Origin of the sequence: Sulfurospirillum multivorans DSM 12446 (genome assembly GCF_000568815.1) — a bacterium.
Taxonomy (GTDB): Bacteria; Campylobacterota; Campylobacteria; order Campylobacterales; family Sulfurospirillaceae; genus Sulfurospirillum; species Sulfurospirillum multivorans.
In genome coordinates this window covers 2551633-2575799 of sequence record NZ_CP007201.1, presented here as the reverse complement: position 1 = coordinate 2575799, position 24167 = coordinate 2551633, and the positions used below count along the sequence as shown (strand labels likewise).

Sequence of the window (24167 nt, the reverse complement as noted above, 5' to 3'; positions counted from 1 at the left end):
TATGTTATAGAATCGAAAGCATTATAACAATGTTTCATCAGAAGAAAAAACAGATCGTTGTATAAGTTTAAGGCACTAAAACGATTTTCAAAAGACTTTTTACATGTAAAGGCGATGCAGGGAAAGAGGGGAGAGTGCTAAAGAAACAACAAGCAAGATTTGGTTACAATGGTCACTAAAACTATACACAATGAGGATCTCGTATGTTACTTTTGACACCAGGACCGACTCCCGTTCCTGAAGCAGTTCGTATGGCGATGAGCACACCCACCATTCACCACAGAACACCTGAGTTTGAGGCTATTTTTGGAAAAGCGAGAGGCTATTTAAGCGCGCTTTTTAATATGGAAGAAGTTTTAATGCTTGCATCAAGCGGAACAGGAGCGATGGAAGCCTGCGTGCTTCATTTGTGTCAAAGCAAAGCAATTGTTGTCAATTCGGGTAAATTTGGCGAGCGTTTTGGCAAAATTTGTGCCGCCTACAACAAACCGTTTGTCGAAATTAAAAATGAGTGGGACACACCTGTCAGTGTCGATGCGATTGTAGAGCTGGTTAAAAACGATGCCAGTATTGACGCGGTGTGTATGCAAGTTTGCGAGAGTGCAGGTGGACTTCGCCATCCGGTTGAAGACGTTGCCAAAGCAGTCAAAGCGATTCGTCCTAATATCATGGTGATTGCCGATGGCATTACGGCAGTAGGTGTTGAAAAGGTCGATACGACGAATGTTGATGCCTTGATTTCTGGCAGTCAAAAAGCGTTGATGCTTCCTCCAGGACTTGCATTTATCGGTTTGAATGCCAAAGCGTTAGAGATCATCGAAAACGGAGGGGTTGGGTATTACTTCAACCTCAAAACAGAGCTTAAAAATCAACGCAAAAACACCACGGCATGGACGGCTGCAACTACGCTTGTTATCGGTCTTGTCGCAATGTGTGAGCTCATCGATGCTGAGGGTGGCTTGGAGAAACTTTATGCCGATACAGCAAAAAGAGCCGATGCGACCAATAAAGCATTGCAAGCGTTGGGACTCCACATCTATCCAAAAGTGCCAGCGAAGGCGATGAGTGCGGTGTTGCATGATGATGCGAGCCAAATCCGTAAGCTTTTGAAAACCAAGTACGGTGTTAATATGGCAGGCGGACAAGACCACATCAAAGATACCCTTTTTAGAATCAACCATATGGGACTGATCAACGTTTACGAAACGGCTTGGACGCTCAATGCGGTGGAGCTTGCGCTTTCAGAACTAGGAAAGCGTGCGTATGATGGCACGGCCAATCGGGTCTTTTCCCAAGAATTTTACCAAGGTTAATGATGATTTATGAGCATGAGATACCCACAGGAAGTAAGCTTTATTTTGGAAAAAGTGCCAAGCTAAAGCGTCAGCTTGAAACCGTGGCCAGTGAACTCTTTTACGAAGCGGGATTTGAAGAGATCGTGACGCCTTATTTTTCCTATCATCAGCACCAAAGCATTGATGCTAAGGAGTTGCTACGTTTTTCAGATGAGCAAAATCATATTATCTCCCTAAGGGCCGATAGTACGATGGATGTGGTGCGTTTGAGTACGAAGCGTGTGGATAGAACGACGAATCACTCTAAATGGTTTTACATTCAACCGGTGTTTCGCTACCCAAGCCATGAAGTGCATCAAATTGGTGCAGAGCTGATTGGTGAGGAAGATTTGGCGTTGAGTATTGCTACGAGTTTGTCTATTTTTGAACAATTTGAGCTTAAACCACTTTTACATGTAAGTAATATTAATATTCCAAAGATTCTCTCAGAGATGCTTCATTTAGATCTTAAAATCTTTGAAAAAGGGGAACTTCAAAAGCTTTTGGCGTTGGATATTCCGTGGCTGACGAAGCTGACGTGCTTGCAAACCTTAGCAGAGCTTGAAGCTGTGATACAAGAGGTTCCTGATGTTTTAAAAGGCGAACTTGAAAAGCTCAAAGCGCTCTCAGTTCATATTGCATACGATAATGTTGTTTTTGCACCGCTTTACTATGTAAAAATGCGCTATTATAATGCGCTGTTTTTTAGATTTATCTATAAAAACTACACACTAGGCTCGGGTGGAAGTTACGATTGTGAGGGCATTGGCTCAAGCGGTTTTGGACTTTACACCGATGATTTGATCGAAATATTAATTAAAAGAGATGGACACTAAAATGAAAGCGGATATGATTGTAGGGATTCAGTGGGGCGATGAGGGAAAAGGGAAGATTGTTGATCTTATGGCACAACATTACGATGTCGTGTGCCGTTACCAAGGCGGACACAATGCCGGTCACACGATCTGGGTCGATGGCGTACGTTACGCGCTTCACTTAATTCCTTCTGGTATTTTAAATCCCAAAGCACTCAATGTCATTGGTAATGGTGTCGTTGTTTCCCCTGAAGCGCTGATTAAAGAGATGGCGCAATTTGATAAACTGGAAGGTCGTTTGTTTGTCAGCGATAAAGCGCATATGATTTTAAATCACCACATTTTAATTGACCAAGCGAAAGAAAAACTTCGTGGCGCTAAAGCGATTGGTACAACGGGTCGGGGCATTGGACCAAGTTATGGCAGTAAAATTGAGCGTAGTGGACACCGTTTGGGAGAGCTTCGCGATACCGAAAAACTTACCCTTGCTTTGGTTGAATTTTACGATGAAAACCGCGCACTTTTCAGTGCTCTTGGCATTGTAACGCCCAATTATGAGACGTTGAAAAAAGAGTTAGATGGTTATGCGAAAGTGCTTTTACCGTTTTTAACCGATACAACGCATATGGTCTGGAAATGTCTGGATGAGAATAAAAAAGTGTTGCTAGAGGGTGCTCAAGGTACGATGCTCGATATTGACCATGGAACCTATCCGTTTGTAACGAGTTCAAATACGATCAGTGCAGGTGCGTGTGTTGGTTTGGGCCTGAACCCTAAAGACATTGGCAAAGTAACGGGTATTGTCAAAGCGTACTGTACACGTGTGGGAAATGGTCCTTTCCCAACGGAAGATTTTGGCGCTGAGGGTGATCAATTGCGCGAAAAAGGGCATGAATACGGTACGTCAACAGGACGTGCGCGCCGTTGCGGTTGGTTTGATGCAGTAGCGTGTCGTTATGCTAGTCGTATCAATGGTTGTGATGATCTTGCCATTATGAAACTCGATGTTTTAGATGGATTTGAGAGTATCAAGGTGTGCGTTGCGTATGAAGTCAATGGAAAAAGAGTTGAAACTTTGCCTGAGGATTTGGAAAATCTTAAACCGATTTATGAAGAGCTTCCAGGTTGGGAGAGTGTTGTGGGATGCCGTAAGTTTGAAGATCTGCCTGAAACGGCTAAAACCTATCTCAAACGCCTTGAAGTTTTAACGGGAACCAAAATAGGACTTATCTCCACAAGTCCCGATAGAAACGATACAATTATACTTTAAGAAGAGCGCGAAGCTCTTCTTCACTGATTTACATGTAAAGGTGATAATGGATGAAAAGTCAGTTCTCAAAGATCGCTAAAATTCGTAAACAAAAGCGCGATACGATTGAGAAAGAGCTGATGAAAAGCCAAAATAAAGAGCGTATGCTTTCCCATAAAATCACGACGCTGTATGAAGATATTGCTGCTGTGCAGATGCCAAAAGAGGGTCTGGTCACGATGCTTTTGATGGTCAATGAGCAAAAAAATATCTTAAGTCGTGAAAAAAAACGGTGTGAGCAAGAGCTTTACACCGTTCAGCGCGCAACGAAAAAACTTCAAATCGAATACCAAAAAGCGCACGTTGAATATGAAAAAATTAAATACCTCGAAGAGCAAGAGTTGCAAGCGTTAATGGATAAAATCAAACGTGAAGAACAGCTCTATTTGGATGAAATATCAACGATGTTGTTTGCAGGTCAACTCACTAAAAAAGGTCACGAATGAAGCATGTGTGGATCGTGTTGGTAACAACGATGTTAGGGGCAGAGACGATTGATTGCACACAAATTTTTGAGAATCGAAAAGTGGAATTACTGCACGAAGTAGAGAAGATTGATGAGGCGCGCCAATCGTTTGAAGCCTTGCAAGCTGCCACGAATGCACTGTTTGAAAAACAAAAAAGTGCGCTTAAAGAAAAAGAGAGTGCACTCGCAAAAACCAAAGAGCAGATCGACGCCAAAGAGAAACAGATCGCTTTGATGCTGGAAGAGAATAAAAAGCTTTTAGACCAAGTGCAAGCAAAGAAAAATGATAAGTTGGATGAAACCTACATCAAGATGAAAGACGCTGCGGCTGCGGCGATTGTCGAGAAGCTTCCTGTGCATGAGGGGGCTTTTATTATGTTTGGACTGCCGGCGAAAAAAGTCTCACAAATTCTGGCAAAGATGAATCCTCAAATTGCCTCAGAAATTACACAACAGCTTAAAAAAGGGCCTCCTTTTGTAGAGAATAACCAAACAAAAGAGTGACAAAACCTGCCTTGATCTTTCTCTAAACAGATATTTACCTTACGTTTGATACAATATGTCAAAATTCAGAAGTAAGGTTTATGGATGAAAATCAGATTGCCTCATGCCCCTTATATTGCCAATAAAATAGCGATCGATATTTTAAATTGTGGTTTTGTTACCATGCTTAAGGGCTTAGAGCCTATTGTAAAAGTCGCAGAGGATTTGATTGTTGCCGATATTAAACAAGAGACTGCGCTTGAAGAGCGTGTAACAGAGATTTTAGACCAAAATGAAGATGAGATGGAGTTTCAAAGGGTTGACCGCAGAAGTATGTTTTGGTTGATCAAGAAAAAACTAGCCCATGAGTTTGGTGTTATTTTGTCGTACGAAGATCGGTACAACGAAATTGCCCATAAAATTTTAGAGATCAGTTGGAAAACAGGATTGATTGAGTACAACGTGACAGAAAACCGCGTTAAAAACGTGGTGTATACCGCAATTGAGACTTATGTTGCCAATTTTCAAGGCATTGAAGATGATGTGGCGGAGAAAATTTCCAATTATAAACGAAAATTAGTACCAGGATCTGAAGAGTATGATCTGATTTTTGAAAAGCTCTATGAAGAAGAACTCAGAAGAAGAGGGATGTTAGTATGATGTTAAAACCTGTATGGATTTATCTTGAAAATGGCGTTTTCTTAGAAGCAAAAAGTTTTGGCTTTGAAGGTTCAAAAACAGGCGAGATCGTTTTTAATACCTCTATGAGCGGTTATCAAGAGATTATGAGTGATCCAAGTTATGCGGGACAATTCGTTGTGTTTACGATGCCTGAGATTGGCATTGTTGGCTGTAATGAAAATGATATGGAAAGTTCGACGATTTATGCGAGTGGTATGTTGGTGCGAAGCCTCAATGAGACACCTTCAAACTTTCGTTCACACGAGAGCTTACCCGAGTTTTTGAAAGAATATAAGAGCATGGGAATTTGCGACATTGATACACGCTATTTGACCAAAATGATTCGAGACGCAGGTCCAAAAATGATGATCGCATCGACTGAAGTGAGCGATCCTGCAACGCTAAAAGCGATGCTCTCTGCAAGTCCTCGTATCGAAGATGTAAACTACATTGAAAAAGTAAGTACGCCAAAATCCTATTTACATGTAAACGGTGTTTGGAACCCAGAAGCACAAACGTATAATGCCACGCCAAAGCGCATTGGTAAGAAAATCTTAGCCGTTGATCTGGGTATTAAGCGCAATATTTTAAATGAACTTTGTGAAGTCGGACTCGATGTTGAGGTTGTACCGCATGATTTTAGTGCAGACGATGTGATCGCTCGCTATAAAAAAGGTGACATTCACGGACTCTTTTTATCCAATGGTCCTGGCGATCCACTGATTTTGAAAAATGAAGCAGCAGAGATTAGCAAATTGATTGAGGCGAAAGTGCCTATTTTTGCCATTTGTTTGGGACATCAATTGCTCTCCATTGCGCATGGTTATCCTACGTATAAACTCAAATTTGGGCAACACGGTGGCAACCATCCGGTTAAAAATATGAAAAACAATGTGGTTGAAATTACCACGCAAAACCACAATTACAATGTACCTGATACCATCTGTAAGGTTGCTCGCATTACGCATGTCAATCTTTTTGACAATACGATTGAAGGTCTTGAATACCATGATTCTCCGATCTTTTCTGTGCAGCATCACCCCGAAGCGAGCTCAGGGCCACACGAGAGTAAATACATTTTCCAAGAGTTTGCCAACAGACTCTAAACCAACTCACAGCGCGTACTTTTGATCGTTACATGTAAGCATACAAAAGTACGCGAGATCAGTTAAGGAGCCATGCCATTAACGCCATCGATATTACCGCCATTATTAGCGTTGCATTTTTAGGAAGTTTGGGGCATTGCATTGGTATGTGTGGCGGGTTTGTCATGGCGTACAGCAGCGCTAAGATTGATACCTCTGCCTCTTCATTACGCCAATTTTTCGCACACCTCAGTTACAATCTAGGCAGAATCAGTTCGTACACGTTCTTAGGGATGATTTTTGGTGTAATTGGCAGTGTTTTTACCTTCTCCTCGCATCTCAATGGTTATTTTTACTTTGCTATTGGCATCTTGATGGTGTTGATGGGACTTTCCATGATGGGAAAAATCAAATTTTTAACCTCACTTGAAGCAACGATTGCCTTTAATCCCTTTATTAAAACACTCTTTTCCAAACTCATTCACTCTAAAACCATGGCAAGTTTTTATGGACTAGGTGTGCTAAATGGTTTTTTACCGTGTGGATTGGTCTATTTCTTCTTAGCCGCAGCCGCTACTTCAGGCTCACTCCTTGGCGGTGGACTGATCATGGCACTGTTTGGACTCGCCACGATGCCAGCGATGCTAGGGCTTGGTTTTGTGGTAGGGTTTCTCAAAGGCAGTGGTTTTCGCGAAGTGATGATTAAGATCGCCTCTTTGATTATTATGGGATATGGTATTTACATGGCGTATCTTGGATATACAGCAGCCATCGCATGAAGTTAGAACAATACCAAAGTGCTATTGAGAGCAGTAATATCATCTCAAAAACCGATATTTTTGGCATCATCACCTTTGTCAATGATGAATTTTGTAAAATTTCGGGCTACAGCAAAGAAGAGTTAGTTGGGAAAAATCATAACATTGTAAGACACCCTGATGTTCCTGCTTCGTCGTTTAAACAACTCTGGCAAACCATCCTTCAAAAACAAACCTATAAATCAACGGTGAAAAACTTAGCAAAAGATGGCAGTACTTTTTATGTCAATACAACCGTTTTTCCTATTTTAGATGAAAATGGCGATATTGAAGAGTTTATTGCGATTCGTTATGATGTGACAGAAAGCGTTCGCTTAAGCGAAGCACTGATCACCAAAGATGAAGAGCTTGAAGAGCTCAATGCCACGCTTGAACAAAGAGTTCAAGAGCAAACCAAAGCCTTAACGGAACTCAATCAGACGTTAGAGGAGCGCATTAAAGAAGAGGTTGAAAAGAATCGTGAAAAAGATCGCTTTTTATTTCAGCAGTCACGCCTTGCATCCATGGGTGAAATGATTGCTAACATTGCACATCAGTGGAGACAACCACTTTCGGAGCTTAATATCACGCTGTATAAGATGAATAAACTCTACCGCCTTCAAAATGAAGGTAAAGGGGTGGAGTTTGAGGACAGTTACACGCATGCTAAAAAAATTGTCTCTAAAATGTCTGAAACCATCGAAGATTTTCGTAATTTTTTTAGTCCTGATCGTCAAAGTGAAGATTTTGCACTCAGTCTTGTGGCACAAGAGGCGATGGACATTATGCGGGGAACTTTAGAAAAAAATGAGATAGAGATACGCCTTAATGTCAAAAGTGACGCGCATATTAGGGGCTATTTCAATGAGTTTTCGCAAGTATTGATTAATTTAATCAATAATACAATTGATGCCTTTTGCCACAACAACATAAAAAATAGATTAATTTATATTGAAATTGACACATCTGCGCTTGGAGATGCTATAATTAAAGTCTGCGATAATGCTGGTGGAATTGAAGAAGCTATTTTAGATAAGATTTTTGAGCCGTATTTTACAACAAAGCATGCCAGTGCTGGAACAGGCTTGGGTCTTTATATGAGCAAAATGATTATTAACAATAGCATGAAAGGGTTTATCGTTGCAGCCAATTGCAATGATGGAGTCTGTTTTACCATCACGATCCCTTTAGTTAAAGAGTAAAAAGGAAGAGCAATGAGTGGATTGTCAAAATTGACGGTTTTGTTTGTCGAGGATGAAGAAGATCTAAGAGACGCTTTAGAGAGTGCCATTGGAGATGAATTTACGAAGTTTATTGTCGCAAGAGATGGTGATGATGGATTGAAGAAATTTAAAAAATATAAGCCCGATATTGTTATAACCGACATTATGATGCCTGTTATGGATGGCTTGATGATGTCAAAAGAGATCAAACATATCTCTAAACATACGCCTATTGTTATTTTAAGTGCGTTTAGTGAAAAAGAGAGGCTTCTGGAAGCCATTGATGTAGGTATTGATAAATACCTTATTAAGCCTATTGATCCTGATGAGCTCTTAAAAACATTAGAGCTGGTCTCTAAAGAGATGCTTGATCAGAGTGATATTGTCGAACTGGGCTTTGGGTATCAGTTTGATAAGAGCCGAAGAGTGCTTGTTAAAGAGGGGCAAACCATTTTCTTGACGAAAAAAGAGTTACTTTTTATCTCAATCTTGGTTAAAAATTTAGGCGTCTTTGTGCTGCATGAAGAGATCAAAAAGTATGTTTGGACAAACAAAAAAGTAACAGACTCAGCGATCCGCACCTTTATTAAGCGTGTGCGCGAGAAAACCGATAAAGAGTTTATCAAGAATATTCCAGGGCTTGGCTACAAAATCAATACGTAAGAACGATCATTGCATCGTTCTTACTCACTTCAATTTTTAATTTTTCCTTAACTTTTTTTATTTAACACAAATTTAATCTTCTTAAGCTTCGTTGTAGATTTGCTGCACTATAATTCTTACATTATGTGATATTTTTGTGACATAAAAACACAAGTAGGAGGAATTAATGCAGGCTAGAGATGCATTGAACTATGACTATTCAGTAGCCAAATGTTTTACCTACGCAGCGATCCTTTTTGGAATCGTTGGTATGTTAATAGGTGTGGTTATCGCCTATCAGATGGCTTTCCCTGAGTTGAATTACTTAGCAGATGAATACGGTACTTTCAGTCGTTTGAGACCGCTTCATACTTCAGGAGTAATTTTTGGATTCTTACTAAGCGGAATCTTTGCAACATGGTACTATATTGGGCAAAGAGTACTCAAGGTTTCGATGGCAGAATCACCTTTTCTTATGATCATTGCAAAGATTCATTTTTGGCTTTATATGATCTTAATGACCATTGCGGTTGTTTCTCTTTTTATGGGTATTGGTACCTCTAAAGAGTATGCAGAATTAGAGTGGCCATTAGATATTCTTGTTGTTGTCGTATGGGTATTGTGGGGTGTTAGTATTTTCGGTTTGGTGGGAATCAGACGTGAAAAAACACTTTACATCTCTATGTGGTACTTTATTGCAACCTTCTTAGGTGTTGCAATGTTGTTTCTTTTCAATAACATGGAAGTTCCAACCTACTTTGTTGCCGGTACAGGAAAATGGTATCACTCTGTTTCAATGTATGCGGGTACCAATGATGCAATGGTTCAATGGTGGTATGGTCATAATGCGGTAGCATTTGTTTTCACCGTGCCTATTATTGCGATGATCTACTACTTTTTACCAAAAGAGTCTGGTCAACCGGTTTACTCTTATAAATTATCACTCCTTTCTTTCTGGGGTTTGATGTTTGTTTACCTTTGGGCAGGTGGACACCACCTTATCTACTCAACGGTGCCTGACTGGGTTCAAACCATGGGTTCAATCTTCTCAATTATTCTGATTCTTCCTTCTTGGGGTAGTGCGATTAACATTCTCCTTACAATGAAAGGACAATGGGGTCAACTTAAAGAGAATCCATTGGTTAAATTAATGATTTTTGCTTCAACATTCTATATGTTTAGTACACTCGAAGGTCCAATCTTGGCAATCAAATCTGTGAATGCCCTTGCGCACTTTACAGACTGGATCCCTGGACACGTTCATGATGGTACATTAGGTTGGGTTGGTTTTATGATTATGGCTGCACTTTACCATATGGCACCTCGTATGTTTCAACGTGAAATTTACAGTAAAAAATTGATCGAGGCACAATTTTGGATTCAAACAACTGGTATAGTACTCTACTTCTCAAGTATGTGGATTGCAGGTATTACGCAAGGTATGATGTGGAGAGCAACCGACCAATTTGGTAACCTTGCTTATTCATTTATCGATACCGTAACCGTACTTATGCCTTACTATGCAATTCGTGCAACGGGCGGCTTATTGTACCTTATCGGTTTCTTTATGTTCACGTACAATATCTATAAAACAATGACTGCAAGTAAAGCTATTGAGGCTGAACCTCAAAATGCTTCACCTATGGCAGCGTAAAAGGAGGGCAGGATTATGTTTCATTGGTTAGAGAGAAACCCATTCTTTTTTGCGGTAGGTGTATTTTTAGTGATTGCGTATGCAGGTGTTGTCACCATTCTTCCAGACTTTATGGAGAGTGCGCGTCCTGTAACAGGAACAAAACCGTATACTGTATTGGAGCTTGCGGGTCGTCAAGTTTATATTAAAGATAGCTGTAATGCGTGTCATTCACAGCTGATTCGTCCTTTCAAATCTGAGACAGACCGTTATGGTATGTACTCTTTAAGTGGCGAATATGCGTATGATAGACCATTTCTTTGGGGTTCTAAAAGAACGGGACCAGATTTGATGAGGGTTGGAAACTACCGTACCAGTGATTGGCATGAATATCATATGCTCGATCCAATCAGTGTAGTGCCAGGTTCCATCATGCCAGCGTATAAACATATGTTTAAAAACGCTGCAGATGTTGATACAGCCTATGCAGAAGCATTAACGGTTAAAAAAGTTTTCAATGCACCTTATGATCAACCGGATATGCCTAAACTTGGTACGCATGAAGAAGCTAAAAAAGCTGTCATGGAAGAAGCAGCACTCATTGTTGCGGATATGAAAAGCCAAGAGGTAAAAGAGGCATTTAAACGTGGTGAGATCAAAGAGATTGTGGCACTTATTGCCTATCTCAATAGCTTAAAATAAGGTGTTAACGGTGAGTATGGAAACCATTAGAGAGATTCAAGCATATGCGTATGTAGTAGCAACAGTTTTTTTGGTCATTGTTATGTACAGTTATCTGTACCATCTTTACAGGGCTGAAAAAAAGGGTACGCGAAACTACGAGAAGTATGGCGATCTTGCATTGCATGATCGTATTGATGATGCTCCACTTGAAGACCGTACTCCATCAAACAAAGAGAAAGAATAAAGAGGAGCAATAAATGAATTGGCTGAATGACAATGTAAATGCGTTATCATTGCTTGGTGCAGCAGCAATTATAATTCTCACTGGTTTTGTTGTTGGTAAATATGTAAAACAGATGAAAACCGACAAAAGTACTGGAGAATTAGCAAAAGAGAATTGGGATGGCATCGGCGAATATAAAAATCCACTCCCTATTGGTTGGGCACTCTCCTTTATAGGTGTTATGGTATGGTCAGCATGGTATTTCCTTGCTGGGTATCCTCTTAATGCTTATTCACAAATTGGTGAGTACAATGAAGAAGTGCAAAGCCATGCAACGAAATTTGAAACAAAATTTGCGAATCCAGATCAAGCAACCCTTATGAATATGGGCGAGGGTGTTTTCTTGGTACAATGTGCTCCTTGTCATGGTGTGACAGGTGATGGAATGAATGGTAAAGCTGCAAATCTTGGCAAATGGGGAAATGAAGAGGCGATGGTTGCTTCAATCCTTAATGGTGCAAAAGGTTCAAATTATCCTCTTGGCGAAATGCCAGCAGGGCTTTTGGATGCTGAAAGCGCAAAAGCTGTTGCAGCCTATGTTATGCAAGAAGTTTCATCTGTTAAGAAAACCAAAAACCCTGCATTAGTTGAGAGTGGCAAAGCATTGTGGGCTACATGTGCAGCATGTCATGGTGACGATGGTAAAGGTATGGCTGGAAGTGCTCCCGATCTTAGTGTGTATGGCAATGCTAAATTTGTTGTCAATGTCCTAGGCACTGGCAAAAAAGGCGCTATTGGTAGTATGCCACAGTTTAACGATGGACGCTTAACCAATGTTCAAAAAGCAGCGGTTGGCACGTATGTCAGCTCTTTAGTGAAATAAGGACTTGTCAATGGAAAATACTAATAGAAGCGTATTTGGAATTCATGGTGTTACAGGAATGTTGATCGCAACCGTATTGTTGCTTTCCATTCTTGGGGCGTTAACATTCTTTGGGTTAAAAGCACAACAAGCTGTTGCTGACAAACCTTATAAGATTACTGATCTGCAAGCACTTAAGATGAACGATGTTGCTAATGCGAATCAAAAAGTTATAGCAAAATAAGGGGTATAACATGGCTGAAAATATGGATAAAATCATTACATTTGGATTGGTTCTCATGGCTGTAATCTCAGCGTGGGCAGTATTAACCCCAAACCATTTGTTTATCGGTTAATGAAGACCTTGTTACATGTAAAGGCAAAGAAGCTTTGGCTTCTTTGCTTCATTGCTTTTTTCCCAGCGTTGATTTTTGCCAAGGATTTCGTCGTCTATGATGATATCTTAGAAGAGAGAACAGCCCAAAAGATTGAAGAAATGGGTAGCGAACTCTTTGCAAAAAGTGGTGTTAAAGTCATCTTGATTGCTAAAAAAAGCGGTGAAGGTGAAAACATTCTTGCGTATGAGCAAAACTTTGTCAAAAATCTAACCACGCCTTATGTGCTTTTGACTCTTTTCCAAGCTGAAAAAAAAGTTGATATTTATGCTTCTGAAGGATTAGAAAAAGAGTTTGATAGAGAAGCACTGCTTTCACCTTTTCCATGGAGCGGTACGATCATTCCCTTACTAACGTCTAAAAAAAATGATGTCAGTGTTGGTCCTGCATTGCTCAATGGTTATGCAGAACTTGTTGAAGAGATCGCACAGTATCGCAAAATTGAGTTAGAGAGTGCAATTGGCAATGCAAATAAAACAACGATCAATCTTGTCAGACTTCTGATTTATGGGTTTATGATCATTGTGGTTGTACTCATCATTTATAAAAGGATAAAAAGCCGTGGATAAAGCTAAAAGTGAACACACGTATTACCCTCATGTGGTGATAGGAATGATTATTGGCTGTGTGATTTCGTGTGGTTTTACGATTAAAATTGCAATGGATAATCCTGTTGAGATGGATACCTTTTATATGGAAAAATACCAACAAGTAGATCATTCCATTAACACGATTTTAGAGCTTCAAGAAAAATTCAATGCAAAATTTGATCTTGCCTATTCAACAGAAAAATTTGTCATAGGTCAAAACAGCATTACAATACGATTGAGTGATAAAAGCGGTCAACCTGTCAATGACGCCAATGTCATGATGATGCTCTCTCGTCCCGATAGCAATAAAGAGAACAAAGAGATGAAACCCTCTCATGTAGAAAACGGCAATTACACTTTTGGACCTTTTGAGATCACCAAGCCAGGTCGCTGGCAAATTCTGAGTAAAATTGACGTAGGCGAATTTAAAGGCTATCATAAAAACGAAGCCTACGCAGCACAGTAGCTCCCCCTTTCTACCTTAATAATCTGCGGTAAGATAAGTTGTGTGATCTTACCGCAATTTCATTCTGACATAAAAATCCATCTTAAATCTTTGCTTTGTTATAATGTGAATTATCAGATGAAGTGAGGGAACATGTTAGAAGTTTTTGCAACGAGTCGTGCCGTACGCTCTTTTTACGATACTTTTTTAGACGCAAATACCCTTCTTCCCAAAGCCATCACGATTGCTGAGTTAGAGCAAAAAGCCGTTCTTGTGCCACATCACGCTTTAGTCGATGAAGATATGCGCGTGCTTCTGATGCAAGAGGCTTCACGTTTTACCAAGTTTGAACTTCTCTATATTGAGCGTGAATTTTTTACGTTTTTGAAAAACTCCACCTATCTGTTTCGATTTTTTGAAGAGCTTAGCCATGAAAAAGTGGCACTGGATGCGTTGTTGAGTGCTGATACGTATGAGCACTACGCAGAGCACTTGGAAGTGCTTCAAACGCTTCTTAAGCACTACAAAGCACTTCTCTCCAAGCAGGCACTCTATGATCGCATCACGCTTCCAGAATGTTATGAACTCAATGTTGCGTATATTCGCTCACTAGGTGCTGTTCGCATTCATTTAGAGGGCTTTTTGAGCCGTTTTGAAGTGGAGCTTCTCAGCCAAATAGCAGCGCTGATTCCTTTACATGTAAACGTTACGATTAGTGCTTACAATCAAAAAATGGCGTTACTGTTTGCAGAGCTTGGTATTGCCTTGGAGCAAAATAACACCTATGAGATCAATCTTTCCACGAAAGAGATTTTACATGTAAAGCCTCAGAGTGTGTTAAAGCAAGATATTCAAGTGTATGGCTTTTCCTCACGTCTCGCGCAAATGGGTTATGTGCAAAGTACTATTGCTCAGTTTGTGGAAGAGGGGTTAAGTCCCGAAGAGATCGTAGTGATTTTACCCGATGAGCGTTTCGCCGAAGTGTTACGACCGTTTGATACTTGGCACAATCTCAACTTTGCAATGGGCATAAGCCTGAAGCAGAGCCAGTTTTATCAAAAACTGAGCGCCATTGAAAAAGCGATGCGTAATGATGAGATCGAAGATCATCTCCGTGTTGCTCGCTTAAAAATAGAACCTGGAATCATGGTTACATGTAAGGAGATTTGGCATCAAAAAGTCTCCAGTGAAACGGCGATGAGTTTCTTTGAAAAGCTCCTCGCTTTCGATGCGAAAGAGCAGCAAAACCCTCTTTTTCAAGAAGCCTTTTTTGCGTTTACCCACTTTTTGAAACACGCTCCCTCTCTTCGTTTTGAACAAGTCACTAAACTTCTTTTAAACCGTCTTACCGTACTGAACCAAGATGATGTTCGTGGTGGTAAGGTGACTGTGCTAGGTGTGCTGGAAACCAGAGGTGTGAGCTACAAAGGCGTCATCGTCTTAGATTTTAACGATGAGTTTGTCCCTAAACGCAGTCAAAAAGACCTCTTTCTCTCCTCAGCCGTTCGTGCACATGCGGGGCTTCCCACCAAGAGAGATCGTGAGAATTTACAGCGTTACTACTACCATCAGCTTTTTTCTCGTGCACAAAAGATCGCCATCGCTTATGTGAAAAATGAGACAAGTATGCCTTCACGCTTTTTGGATGAGCTTGGTTTTAATACAACCATCATGGCAGATGAAAAAGCCCTGCAACCGCTTTTGTTTGAAGTAAATGCCTCTAAAACGCTTTACGATCAGCCATATATCGACGCGCCATACGATCTTAAAGCGTTCCCCCTCTCCGCAACAAAGCTTAAAACGCTTCTTACATGTAAACGTCAGTTTTACTTTCGCTACATCGCAAGGCTCAAAGAGGCGAAGATGCCAAGCACTAAAATCGATGAGCAAGTTATTGGCTTGGCGCTTCATAAAGTCCTTGAAGATGCGATTTGCGATGAAGCACTAATGGAAGAAAAGAGCCTTTATGCCAAACTTGAAACGCTTTTAAAAGAGAACAATCACCATGAAGTCTGGGGCTATTTTGTCGATGTATGGCTTCAAAAACTTCGACCTTTTATGCAAAATGAAATCAGTCGCTTTGATGATGGCTTTCGCGTTTTCAAAAAAGAGTTTTCGCATAATGTGCCCTACGGCGATTTTATACTAGAAGGGCAAATCGATCGTATCGATCAAAAAGGGGATGAGCTGTTTGTCATCGACTACAAAAGTGGGAAAGTACCTACGACGACGGAGCGTTCGCTTGAGGGAACGGTTGATTTTCAACTGGTTTTTTACGCGTGCATCGCAAGCTCATTAGGCAGGGTTGGAGGCGTTTATTACTACGATCTAAAAGAGGGTGTTTTAGTGAGCGAAAACTTCCTTGAAGAGAAGAAAGCGCTTTTACATGGTAAGCTCTCAGAACTCTCCAAACCGATCAATGGCTACGAGTTGTGCGATGAGATCAAGCATTGCAGGCTTTGTCCTTACGTGCAGTTGTGCGGACGTGAGGAGCAGATATGAATCTCAGTCCTTATTTGGCACTCGAAGCCAGTGCAGGCAGCGGTAAAACGTTTGCGCTGAGTGTTCGTTACCTCTCACTTCTGTTTATGGGTGCAAATCCGCAAAAGATCGTCGCACTCACCTTTACCAACAAATCTGCGGCAGAGATGAAAACGCGCATTTTTGAGACGCTGAAACATCTGGAAGACAAAGATGAATTAGAGGCGATTTGTGTGCAAACGGGCAAGTCAAAAGAGACATTACTCTTTGAGAAAGAGCGTGTTATGCAAACCTTGTTACAAGCCGACATCAAAATCTCGACACTGGACTCTTTTTTCTCCCTTATTTTGCGTCATTTTGCATTACATGTAGGTTTGCAACCTGACTTCAAAGTAGGGCAAAATGGGCTTGACGAAGAGCTGGTGGAGCGTTTCATCAAAGGGTGCAAAAGCAAAAATCTCTACAATGCTTTAATCGCCTTTAGCATCAACGAAGATAAAAAACTAAACGATCTTTTTAGTCTGCTGAATATGCTCTATCAGAAAAAATCAGAACTAGACATCAGCACCTTAGATGAGGGACATTACCCATCCTTAAAACCATGTTTGGACATTTTAGAGCACATTCGAGACTATTTTGAGCAAAGTGGACTCTCTGCGCGTGGGCTGGCGACACTCAAAGCGCAGACACTGGTTGATCTGCTTTCCAAGAAGTATTTGGAGCGCGAAGACTTTGGCTATTGGGATTATAAAAAGTATGCCAATGAGACAACCGATGCGCTTTTGCGAGAACTCAAACAAGCTTTAAATGAGCATGTCAATGCTAAAGAGTCATACTTTTTAGGGCAACTGGGCAAACTCTTTGCGGTCTATGATGAGAGTCTCAGAGCTTTGATGGGCGAGTATGGCGAGCTTCGTTTTGATGACGTGACCAATCTGCTTTATACCCTTTTGCGCCAAGAGATCAGCAAAGATTTTCTCTATTTTCGCCTTGATGGGGTGATAGAACATCTGCTGATCGATGAGTTTCAAGACACGAGCATTGTGCAGTACCAAATTCTTCTACCACTCATTGAAGAGATACGCGCAGGGCAGGGCGTAAAAGATTTTAAAACGCTCTTTTTTGTAGGCGATGTCAAGCAGTCGATCTACCGTTTTAGGGGTGGTGCTAAAGAGCTGTTTGGGTACGCCAAAAAGAGTTTGCATTTAGACGTCAATGCTTTAGATACCAACTATCGAAGTACCGAGCAGATCGTGAGTTTTGTCAATGAAATCTTTACATGTAAAATCAAAGGTTATGAGCCACAAAAGGTTGCCAAAGCCACGGGTGAGGGGTACATCAATGTGCGCATTGAAGAAGCGATTGAACCTTCTGTTTTAGAGGCGATTTCTTTGCTTCTTAAAGAGGGTGTCAAGCCCAAAGACATTGCCCTTTTGGTGCATACGAACAAAGATGCCAAAGTCTTTAAAGCGTTGGTGCAAGAGCAGTTTCCCGCTTTACATGTAAGGCTTGAAGCGACCTTGAAACTCATTGAAGTTCGCTCCATCAAAGCCATTATTGCACTGCTAAAATACCTCTACTTTGGCGATGAACTCTACAAAGCATCGTTTCTTGTGCTGTGTGGCAGGACGTGGGATACACCGCTTTCTAAACAAGGTTGGGATTTGGATGCAACACCGCTTGTTTTGGTGGAGAAAATCATCAAAACCTATGGACTGTTCGATGGTAGTGTGGATCTGCTCAGTTTCTTAGAGGTTGCGAGTCGTTACGAAGAGATCGAGAGCTTTTTATTTGCGATGGATGAACTGAGCGATGAGGCTAAAAGCGAAGATGTCGATGGACTGCGCGTCCTCACCGTTCACAAATCCAAAGGCTTAGAGTTTGAGCATGTCATCGTGTGTGACCGTTTGAGTCGGGACAACAACCGAAGCGATACGATTTTATTTAGCTACGATGAGGTGGACATCAAAGGACTTTACTTGACTATGGGTGGCAGAGAAGCCGTTGATGCGGTCTATGCCAAAGCCAAAGAGCAAGAGAGCGTTTTGATGTTTGAAGATAGGCTCAATGCGTTGTATGTGGCTTTCACACGAGCCAAGCGGTCACTATTTGTCTGTGCCAAAGCGCAAAACAGTGCGTTTGAGATGTTGGATCTGAGCACAACAGAGCGAGGTGTTATTGGCGTTTCAACCAAAGAGACTCTTGCTATTCAAAGCACCATGAGTGTCTATCAGCCTAAACGCTACGGTGCGCAAGAGGTGGCAAGTGCGCCTGAGGAAGAGGGTGAAAGCGCTGAGATTGCTTCTATCACCTTTGGAATTGCACAGCACTATTTGCTGGAGATGTTGGACAGTTTTGATGCGCCTTCATTGAAGCGCGCGTACATCGCACTGCAAAACCGTTTTGCACCGCTTTTGGATGAGCACACCTTACAAGCCATCTATCAAAGAGGTGAAAAACTCATTTCTTGTAAAGCCTTTTTGGATTTAATTCAGGGGGCGAAAGTCTATAAAGAACAACCCCTGATTTACCAAAAAGAGCGCAAACAGATCGACCTTTTACTCGAATTTCCAGATCGTATCGTTGTGGTCGATTATAAAAGTTCTAAAAAGCAAAGTGCTAAACATCAAGCACAAGTCAAGCTCTACCAAGACGCCCTTTCTACGATTTATAACTTACCTGTGGAAGCGTATATTTGCTATTTGCAAAACGATGGAATCGAACTTCTTAAAAGCTTATAACACACTTAATTTAAGCTGTATATAAGTATATTTTGATTAAACTTGCACTTCGTTAAATAAATACGTCAAAGGTTATGACAGATGAAAGCTACACAAGCGATTAAGCCAAGCGAAGTTAAACGCGACTGGATCGTAGTGGATGCTGCTGGTAAGAGATTTGGAAAACTCCTTACAGAAGTAGCAACACTGCTCAGAGGCAAACATAAACCTTATTTTACTCCAAATGTTGATTGTGGCGATTTCGTTATCATCATCAATGCGGAAAAAGTAGAGTTTAGTGGAACAAAATTAGACACAAAATTGTATCACAGACACACAGGATATTTCGGTGGCGTTAAAACTGAAAAATTGGGTGATCTTTTGAACAACAACCCAGCGAAATTGTACAGACTTGCGGTAAGAGGCATGTTACCTAAAACAAATCTTGCTAAAGAGATGATCAAAAAGCTAAAAGTTTATGCTGGTAATGAGCATCCACATACAGCGCAAGTTAAAGTAGAGGTAAAGTAATATGGCAAAAGTATACGCAACTGGTAAAAGAAAAACAGCTATCGCTAAAGTATGGGTAAGCGCACCTGGTAAAGGTACGATTACAGTTAATGGCGTTGATTTTGAAGCATGGCTTGGTGGTCATGAGACCATTAAAAAACGTGTTCGTCAACCTCTTGCTCTTACAAAACAAGAAGCAAGCTTTGACATCGTAGCTTCTACTCAAGGTGGCGGTTATTCAGCTCAAGCGGATGCCGTTCGTCATGGTATCTCCAAAGCACTTGCAGCAATGGACGCTGATTTTAGAACCATCCTTAAACCTTATGGTTTATTGACACGTGACTCAAGAATCGTAGAGCGCAAAAAATACGGTCGCAAAAAAGCACGTCGTAGCCCACAATTCTCAAAGCGTTAATAGTTCCTCAAGAGGAGCTATTAAAAGCTTCCTTGAAAACGTTAATTGTTTTTTTACAAGAGTCTTTCGAGACTTTTGTGCTTTATGCAAGGGATTTTCCCTTGCATTTCTCCTCTTAGATTTTAAATCCCTCATTAAGTTCCTTTTAAAGGAACAAGCATTATACTCACTCCATGAATATCATCAGCAAAAAGACATTGGTTCAGTTTTATGAAAAACACGCACAAGCAAAAATTCCTCTGGAAGTTTGGCATGCAGATGTGCGTAAGGCTCAATGGGAAAATAGCGAGCAGATCAAACGTGATTATGCGAGTGCCTCTTTTTTGCGTGATAATCGTGTTGTGTTTAACATCAAAGGCAATGACTTCCGCTTGATCGTGCATATCGACTATAAACGAAAAATCGTACGGGTTAAATTTGTTGGAACGCACAGTGAATACAGTAAAATTAATGCAGAGGAAATTTAAAATGAACATTCAACCTATAAAAACCGAAATGGATTATGAAAAAGCACTTGAGCGTGTTGATGTTTTGATGGAAATGAATCCCGAAATAGGAACACCACAGAGTGATGAGCTTGAAATCTTAGCCCTCTTAATCGAAAAATACGAAGAAAAATACTGGGCAATCGCCACACCAGACCCCATCGAAGCCATCAAATACCGCATGGAAGAGTTGGGACTTAAACAAAAAGATTTGGTTCCGATGATTGGGAGTAAAAGCAAAGTCTCTGAAGTGTTGAACCGAAAAATTGGACTCTCTTTATCAATGATAGCGCAACTCTCAGCACGACTTCATATTCCGCTAGAAGTCTTAGTACCTAAGGTTTTAGTCTAATACCCTGCCAACTCTTTCATCAACACTTGAACATCGTTTTTATCAAAAAAGAGGTTAAACTCTAACTCTTTAGAAAATTCTTTGAGTAACGCAATTTTTTTTGTTTGGCGTTCATCGGGGTTTTCGATGCGTGAAAGCTCTGTGTTGAGTCTTTGTCGGTACATTTCACGAATCTCTTCTTGTTTTTGCGGACTTGGTTTTGGCTTGGTGCGCGGTTTGAGCCAGAAATAGCCAAAGACAAAAATGGAGCTTAGCAGGAGAATGTGGGGAAGAAATTCCATGAATTACCTTTACATGTAAAATCGGATTTTGATAAACAGTATACCCAACTACGAGCGATAAAATTTAGACTTCTTCATTTCTTAAACCACTTTTGTGTAAAATTTCTTAAACTAACACAAAGAGGAAATCATGCACTTTACAACTCCCCTTAAAAGCAACAGCACCAAAATCATGCTCATTGGCAGTGGCGAACTGGGTAAAGAGGTCGTCATCGAAGCAACGCGTCTTGGCATTGAAACCGTAGCGGTGGATTCGTATCCACAGGCACCCGCACACCTTGTGGCAAATCGAAGTTATGTGATCAATATGAAAAATAAAGAGGAACTTTTGGAGGTCATTCGTCTCGAAAAGCCGACGTTCATCTTGCCTGAGGTTGAAGCACTCAGCATTGAAGCGCTTATTGAGGCGGAGAAAGAGGGCTTTTGTGTGATTCCCAATGCGGACGCCGTGAAAAAGACGATGAATCGTAAAAACATTCGTGAGTTTGCTGCCGAGCAACTAGGACTTAAAACCAGTGGATATGTCTTTGTTAAAACGCTTGAAGAGCTGAAAAATGCGACCAAAAAGCTTGGCATTCCTTGCGTGGTTAAGCCTGTTATGAGTTCATCTGGGCATGGGCAGAGTGTGATACGCAGTGCTGAAGACATCCAAAAATCATGGGAGATCGCCAAAGAAGCCAGAGGCGATGCGAGCGAGCTGATCGTTGAGGCGTTTGTGCCGTTTGACTATGAGATCACGCTTTTGACGGTGCGCAATGGCAAAGAGACGGTTTTTTGTGAGCCGATTGGGCATATTCAAGAAAATGGTGACTATGTTCTCAGTTGGCAACCTGTTCCTATGAAGCCTGAAGTGTTAGCCAAAGCGCAAGTGATGGCAAAAGCAGTGACCGATGGTTTGGGCGGTCGTGGACTTTTTGGTGTCGAATTTTTTGTCAAAGACGATGAAGTGTACTTTAGTGAGCTCAGTCCTCGTCCACACGACACGGGAATGGTCACGATGATCACGCAAAGCCAGAGCGAATTTGCTTTACATGTAAGAGCAGTTTTGGGTTTACCGCTTGATTTTACCTTTTACGGTTCAGGGGCAAGTGGGGCATTTAAAAGCATGAATGAAGAGCATGTGCCAACACTGACCATACCTGAGAGTGCTTTTTCTAAGAATTCGTATGTGCGTATTTTTGGAAAACCTGTGAGTCATGTGGGGCGTAGAATGGCTGTGGCGCTTGTTTTAGATGAAGTGGAAGCGGCGAAAAAACGAGCGAAAGAGATCGTCGCATCAATGGTCGGTTAATTTTAGTATTAAATTACTTTTACAATTAAATATTTATAAAAAATTTACAAAAGAGGGCTATAATGAAATAAGCCCAAAAATTAAAGAGTTTTTATGAATAAACATGTTGTTGAACAGACGGTGATCTTCTTTAGCGTTTCCAAATGGTTGTTTCTCTCCTCAGCCGTTGGTATTATGATAGGCGGGCTGATGTCCGTCTTTCTTAACATCCTCTCTACAGCCGAGCAGACGCGGAGTTTGCTCCCTTTTCCCTTCTATTTTACCCTCCCTTTTGCGTTGATGCTCACAACATGGATCGTGCGAACGTTTGATCAAAACGCGACGGGACATGGCACGGAAAAAGTCATCGAAGCGGTGCATAAGCGTGATGGTTACATCAATGCCAAAGTAATTCCTGTCAAACTGGTCGCAACGGTACTGACGATCTTTTCAGGCGGTTCGGTGGGAAAAGAGGGCCCTGGTGCGCAAATCGGTGCGGGGGCGGCTTCATTTGTGGCAACCCTGCTGAAATTTTCCAAGTCGGATCGTAAAAAACTGGTCATTTGCGGTATCAGCGCAGGGTTTGCTTCAGTGTTTGGTACGCCCATTGCAGGGGCTATTTTTGGAATTGAAGTGCTTATTATTGGCGTGATTATGTATGATGTTTTGCTTCCTTCGTTCATTGCAGGATTTGCCGCATTTACGACCGCGCAGTTTTTGGGCGTGACGTATCACTATTATGACATCAACATGTACCGCGCGTTTAACTTGGATTTTGGATTGATTGGGCAAGTTGTTATGGCGGGAGTTTTCTTTGGTATTGTCTCTGACCTGTTTATTACCGCGGTCAATAAAATAGAAACGGGGATCCGAACGATTCCGTATAACCGCTATTTAAAAGCCTTTGTTGCGGGTTTGGTGATGGTCATTATCTCCTATTTTCTCTCCGAAAGTTATCTAGGTCTTGGGCTTGGCACGATTCGCGATGCCCTTAGCCCAAGTACGCTCATTTCCGACAACGTCCACTGGTACGACTTCATTCTGAAAACTATTTTTACCGCGATAACACTGGGGTCGGGCGGCAGTGGCGGTATTATCACGCCTGTTTTTTACGTTGGGGCGACGAGTGGCGTTGTTTTTGGGCATCTAACGGGCGATCACATCGCACTTTTTGCAGCACTGGGGTTTGTGAGTGTTCTGGCGGGTACAACCAACTCTCCCATCGCTTCCATCATCATGGCGGTGGAGCTTTTTGGTGTACATATGGCAAACTATGCGGCACTCAGCGTGGTGATTGCCTTTTTAATTACGGGGCATCGCAGTGTCTTTCAGTCTCAAAAATTGGCATTGAACAAGGCGGACAATATCACGATTGGTAAAGGAAATGACCTTGATGATACTTCCATCAGCATCGATATGAAAGATATTGATAAAGTCAAACGCCTTCGCAATCGTTTGCGGTATAAGCGGCTTCGATGGCAAGTAAAAAATGCAAAGGATGATTTTGAATGAGTAAGCGAAAAATCCTCATCAGTGCCTGTTTGATCGGTGAAAATGTCAAATACGATGGCGGCAATAATGCTTTACATGTAAAGGTTTTGGAGCAGTGGAGAGAAGAGGGTGTTTTGGTCTCACTCTGCCCTGAAGTGCTCGGAGGACTCAATGTGCCACGTCCTGCGTGTGAAGTGTTGGAAGGAACGACCACGGTCTTGTGCAAGAGCGGTGAAGATGTGAGCGAAGAATTTGCCAAAGGCGCCAAAGAGAGCCTGCGCATTGCCCAAGAAGAGGGTGTGTGCATGGCGATTTTAAAAGCCAGAAGCCCCTCATGTGGCAAAGAGATCATCTATGATGGTACGTTTACAAGTACGCGTGTGAAGGATTCGGGCATTACATGTAAGCTTTTGCAAGAGAGTGGCATTACGGTGTTTAGCGAAGAGGAGCTCTTCTTAGCAGAAGCGTTTTGGAGGCAAAAAGGGGAGTGACCCC

General features: G+C 41.5%; 27 protein-coding genes. 26 read left to right on the top strand and 1 reads right to left on the bottom strand.

The window, feature by feature from the left end:
• Positions 1-203: 203 nt before the first annotated feature.
• From SMUL_RS13275 to SMUL_RS13165, 23 genes are all read left to right on the top strand, one after another.
• On the top strand, positions 204-1313 hold the full coding sequence (locus SMUL_RS13275; protein WP_025345748.1) for a pyridoxal-phosphate-dependent aminotransferase family protein: 1110 nt from the start codon (positions 204-206) through the stop codon (positions 1311-1313).
• 2 nt (positions 1314-1315) lie between these two features.
• On the top strand, positions 1316-2170 hold the full coding sequence (locus SMUL_RS13270; protein ID WP_025345747.1) for an ATP phosphoribosyltransferase regulatory subunit: 855 nt from the start codon (positions 1316-1318) through the stop codon (positions 2168-2170).
• 1 nt (position 2171) lies between these two features.
• Positions 2172-3419, top strand: a complete 1248-nt coding sequence (locus SMUL_RS13265) for an adenylosuccinate synthase (RefSeq protein ID WP_025345746.1) — start codon at positions 2172-2174, stop codon at positions 3417-3419.
• 50 nt (positions 3420-3469) lie between these two features.
• Positions 3470-3904 (top strand): flagellar export protein FliJ, encoded by a 435-nt coding sequence (locus SMUL_RS13260; RefSeq protein WP_025345745.1) that lies wholly within the window; start codon positions 3470-3472, stop codon positions 3902-3904.
• The gene (locus SMUL_RS13255) at positions 3901-4428 is read left to right on the top strand and encodes a MotE family protein (protein WP_025345744.1); all 528 of its coding nucleotides are present in this window, start codon (positions 3901-3903) and stop codon (positions 4426-4428) included. Before SMUL_RS13260 ends, SMUL_RS13255 begins: the two co-directional genes overlap by 4 nt.
• Before the next feature lie 84 nt (positions 4429-4512).
• Complete coding sequence (locus SMUL_RS13250) at positions 4513-5067, top strand: DUF507 family protein (RefSeq protein ID WP_025345743.1); 555 nt, start codon at positions 4513-4515, stop codon at positions 5065-5067.
• The gene (carA, locus tag SMUL_RS13245) at positions 5064-6194 is read left to right on the top strand and encodes a glutamine-hydrolyzing carbamoyl-phosphate synthase small subunit (RefSeq protein ID WP_025345742.1); all 1131 of its coding nucleotides are present in this window, start codon (positions 5064-5066) and stop codon (positions 6192-6194) included. The genes SMUL_RS13250 and carA overlap by 4 nt, the downstream gene beginning before the upstream one ends.
• A gap of 128 nt (positions 6195-6322) precedes the next feature.
• On the top strand, positions 6323-6952 hold the full coding sequence (locus SMUL_RS13240; protein ID WP_322785701.1) for a sulfite exporter TauE/SafE family protein: 630 nt from the start codon (positions 6323-6325) through the stop codon (positions 6950-6952).
• On the top strand, positions 6949-8172 hold the full coding sequence (locus tag SMUL_RS13235) for a PAS domain-containing sensor histidine kinase (RefSeq protein WP_025345740.1): 1224 nt from the start codon (positions 6949-6951) through the stop codon (positions 8170-8172). The genes SMUL_RS13240 and SMUL_RS13235 overlap by 4 nt, the downstream gene beginning before the upstream one ends.
• 12 nt (positions 8173-8184) lie before the next feature.
• Complete coding sequence (locus tag SMUL_RS13230; protein WP_025345739.1) at positions 8185-8856, top strand: response regulator transcription factor; 672 nt, start codon at positions 8185-8187, stop codon at positions 8854-8856.
• Positions 8857-9022: 166 nt separating this feature from the next.
• Positions 9023-10489 (top strand): cytochrome-c oxidase, cbb3-type subunit I, encoded by a 1467-nt coding sequence (gene ccoN, locus SMUL_RS13225; protein ID WP_025345738.1) that lies wholly within the window; start codon positions 9023-9025, stop codon positions 10487-10489.
• A gap of 15 nt (positions 10490-10504) precedes the next feature.
• Entirely contained in the window at positions 10505-11170 is a 666-nt protein-coding gene (gene ccoO / locus SMUL_RS13220) for a cytochrome-c oxidase, cbb3-type subunit II (RefSeq protein WP_025345737.1), read from the top strand.
• A 16-nt stretch (positions 11171-11186) separates the two neighbouring features.
• Positions 11187-11396, top strand: coding sequence for a cytochrome c oxidase, cbb3-type, CcoQ subunit (locus tag SMUL_RS13215; RefSeq protein ID WP_407701805.1), 210 nt, complete (start codon positions 11187-11189; stop codon positions 11394-11396).
• Between the two features lie 13 nt (positions 11397-11409).
• A complete protein-coding gene (locus tag SMUL_RS13210) occupies positions 11410-12258 on the top strand; it encodes a c-type cytochrome (protein WP_025345735.1) in 849 nt (282 codons plus the stop codon).
• A 10-nt stretch (positions 12259-12268) separates the two neighbouring features.
• Positions 12269-12481: a DUF4006 family protein gene (locus SMUL_RS13205; protein WP_025345734.1), complete on the top strand. Its 213-nt coding sequence runs from the start codon at positions 12269-12271 to the stop codon at positions 12479-12481.
• 72 nt (positions 12482-12553) lie between these two features.
• Positions 12554-13201 (top strand): TPM domain-containing protein, encoded by a 648-nt coding sequence (locus tag SMUL_RS13200; protein ID WP_223809710.1) that lies wholly within the window; start codon positions 12554-12556, stop codon positions 13199-13201.
• A complete protein-coding gene (locus SMUL_RS13195) occupies positions 13194-13688 on the top strand; it encodes a FixH family protein (protein WP_025345732.1) in 495 nt (164 codons plus the stop codon). Before SMUL_RS13200 ends, SMUL_RS13195 begins: the two co-directional genes overlap by 8 nt.
• Before the next feature lie 132 nt (positions 13689-13820).
• Complete coding sequence (locus SMUL_RS13190; protein WP_025345731.1) at positions 13821-16169, top strand: PD-(D/E)XK nuclease family protein; 2349 nt, start codon at positions 13821-13823, stop codon at positions 16167-16169.
• Positions 16166-18889 carry a RecB-like helicase gene (locus SMUL_RS13185; protein ID WP_025345730.1) on the top strand — a complete coding sequence of 908 codons (2724 nt, stop codon included), beginning with the start codon at positions 16166-16168 and terminating at the stop codon, positions 18887-18889. Before SMUL_RS13190 ends, SMUL_RS13185 begins: the two co-directional genes overlap by 4 nt.
• 81 nt (positions 18890-18970) lie before the next feature.
• A complete protein-coding gene (gene rplM, locus SMUL_RS13180) occupies positions 18971-19399 on the top strand; it encodes a 50S ribosomal protein L13 (RefSeq protein ID WP_025345729.1) in 429 nt (142 codons plus the stop codon).
• 1 nt (position 19400) lies between these two features.
• Complete coding sequence (rpsI, locus tag SMUL_RS13175; RefSeq protein WP_025345728.1) at positions 19401-19793, top strand: 30S ribosomal protein S9; 393 nt, start codon at positions 19401-19403, stop codon at positions 19791-19793.
• Positions 19794-19966: 173 nt separating this feature from the next.
• Positions 19967-20260 (top strand): type II toxin-antitoxin system HigB family toxin, encoded by a 294-nt coding sequence (locus SMUL_RS13170; RefSeq protein ID WP_025345727.1) that lies wholly within the window; start codon positions 19967-19969, stop codon positions 20258-20260.
• 1 nt (position 20261) lies between these two features.
• Complete coding sequence (locus SMUL_RS13165; RefSeq protein ID WP_025345726.1) at positions 20262-20630, top strand: helix-turn-helix domain-containing protein; 369 nt, start codon at positions 20262-20264, stop codon at positions 20628-20630.
• Here SMUL_RS13165 and SMUL_RS13160 read toward each other — a convergent pair.
• Positions 20627-20911 carry a hypothetical protein gene (locus SMUL_RS13160; protein ID WP_025345725.1) on the bottom strand — a complete coding sequence of 95 codons (285 nt, stop codon included), beginning with the start codon at positions 20909-20911 and terminating at the stop codon, positions 20627-20629. The two genes, SMUL_RS13165 and SMUL_RS13160, sit on opposite strands and share 4 nt — an antisense overlap.
• Positions 20912-21041: 130 nt before the next feature.
• Between SMUL_RS13160 and purT the strand changes: the two genes are divergently transcribed.
• The 3 genes from purT (at position 21042) to SMUL_RS13145 (ending at position 24163) form a co-directional block, all read left to right on the top strand.
• Positions 21042-22202, top strand: a complete 1161-nt coding sequence (purT, locus tag SMUL_RS13155; RefSeq protein ID WP_025345724.1) for a formate-dependent phosphoribosylglycinamide formyltransferase — start codon at positions 21042-21044, stop codon at positions 22200-22202.
• A gap of 93 nt (positions 22203-22295) precedes the next feature.
• Positions 22296-23693 carry a chloride channel protein gene (locus SMUL_RS13150; protein WP_025345723.1) on the top strand — a complete coding sequence of 466 codons (1398 nt, stop codon included), beginning with the start codon at positions 22296-22298 and terminating at the stop codon, positions 23691-23693.
• The gene (locus tag SMUL_RS13145; protein ID WP_025345722.1) at positions 23690-24163 is read left to right on the top strand and encodes a DUF523 domain-containing protein; all 474 of its coding nucleotides are present in this window, start codon (positions 23690-23692) and stop codon (positions 24161-24163) included. Before SMUL_RS13150 ends, SMUL_RS13145 begins: the two co-directional genes overlap by 4 nt.
• Positions 24164-24167: the final 4 nt, after the last annotated feature.

Coding starts and splice junctions, on each gene's coding strand:
- SMUL_RS13275 (WP_025345748.1), top strand. CDS start 204: ATGTTACTTTTGACACCAGGACCGACTCCCGTTCCTGAAGCAGTTCGT.
- SMUL_RS13270 (WP_025345747.1), top strand. CDS start 1,316: ATGATTTATGAGCATGAGATACCCACAGGAAGTAAGCTTTATTTTGGA.
- SMUL_RS13265 (WP_025345746.1), top strand. CDS start 2,172: ATGAAAGCGGATATGATTGTAGGGATTCAGTGGGGCGATGAGGGAAAA.
- SMUL_RS13260 (WP_025345745.1), top strand. CDS start 3,470: ATGAAAAGTCAGTTCTCAAAGATCGCTAAAATTCGTAAACAAAAGCGC.
- SMUL_RS13255 (WP_025345744.1), top strand. CDS start 3,901: ATGAAGCATGTGTGGATCGTGTTGGTAACAACGATGTTAGGGGCAGAG.
- SMUL_RS13250 (WP_025345743.1), top strand. CDS start 4,513: ATGAAAATCAGATTGCCTCATGCCCCTTATATTGCCAATAAAATAGCG.
- carA (WP_025345742.1), top strand. CDS start 5,064: ATGATGTTAAAACCTGTATGGATTTATCTTGAAAATGGCGTTTTCTTA.
- SMUL_RS13235 (WP_025345740.1), top strand. CDS start 6,949: ATGAAGTTAGAACAATACCAAAGTGCTATTGAGAGCAGTAATATCATC.
- SMUL_RS13230 (WP_025345739.1), top strand. CDS start 8,185: ATGAGTGGATTGTCAAAATTGACGGTTTTGTTTGTCGAGGATGAAGAA.
- ccoN (WP_025345738.1), top strand. CDS start 9,023: ATGCAGGCTAGAGATGCATTGAACTATGACTATTCAGTAGCCAAATGT.
- ccoO (WP_025345737.1), top strand. CDS start 10,505: ATGTTTCATTGGTTAGAGAGAAACCCATTCTTTTTTGCGGTAGGTGTA.
- SMUL_RS13215 (WP_407701805.1), top strand. CDS start 11,187: ATGGAAACCATTAGAGAGATTCAAGCATATGCGTATGTAGTAGCAACA.
- SMUL_RS13210 (WP_025345735.1), top strand. CDS start 11,410: ATGAATTGGCTGAATGACAATGTAAATGCGTTATCATTGCTTGGTGCA.
- SMUL_RS13205 (WP_025345734.1), top strand. CDS start 12,269: ATGGAAAATACTAATAGAAGCGTATTTGGAATTCATGGTGTTACAGGA.
- SMUL_RS13190 (WP_025345731.1), top strand. CDS start 13,821: ATGTTAGAAGTTTTTGCAACGAGTCGTGCCGTACGCTCTTTTTACGAT.
- SMUL_RS13185 (WP_025345730.1), top strand. CDS start 16,166: ATGAATCTCAGTCCTTATTTGGCACTCGAAGCCAGTGCAGGCAGCGGT.
- rplM (WP_025345729.1), top strand. CDS start 18,971: ATGAAAGCTACACAAGCGATTAAGCCAAGCGAAGTTAAACGCGACTGG.
- rpsI (WP_025345728.1), top strand. CDS start 19,401: ATGGCAAAAGTATACGCAACTGGTAAAAGAAAAACAGCTATCGCTAAA.
- SMUL_RS13170 (WP_025345727.1), top strand. CDS start 19,967: ATGAATATCATCAGCAAAAAGACATTGGTTCAGTTTTATGAAAAACAC.
- SMUL_RS13165 (WP_025345726.1), top strand. CDS start 20,262: ATGAACATTCAACCTATAAAAACCGAAATGGATTATGAAAAAGCACTT.
- SMUL_RS13160 (WP_025345725.1), bottom strand. CDS start 20,911: ATGGAATTTCTTCCCCACATTCTCCTGCTAAGCTCCATTTTTGTCTTT.
- purT (WP_025345724.1), top strand. CDS start 21,042: ATGCACTTTACAACTCCCCTTAAAAGCAACAGCACCAAAATCATGCTC.
- SMUL_RS13150 (WP_025345723.1), top strand. CDS start 22,296: ATGAATAAACATGTTGTTGAACAGACGGTGATCTTCTTTAGCGTTTCC.
- SMUL_RS13145 (WP_025345722.1), top strand. CDS start 23,690: ATGAGTAAGCGAAAAATCCTCATCAGTGCCTGTTTGATCGGTGAAAAT.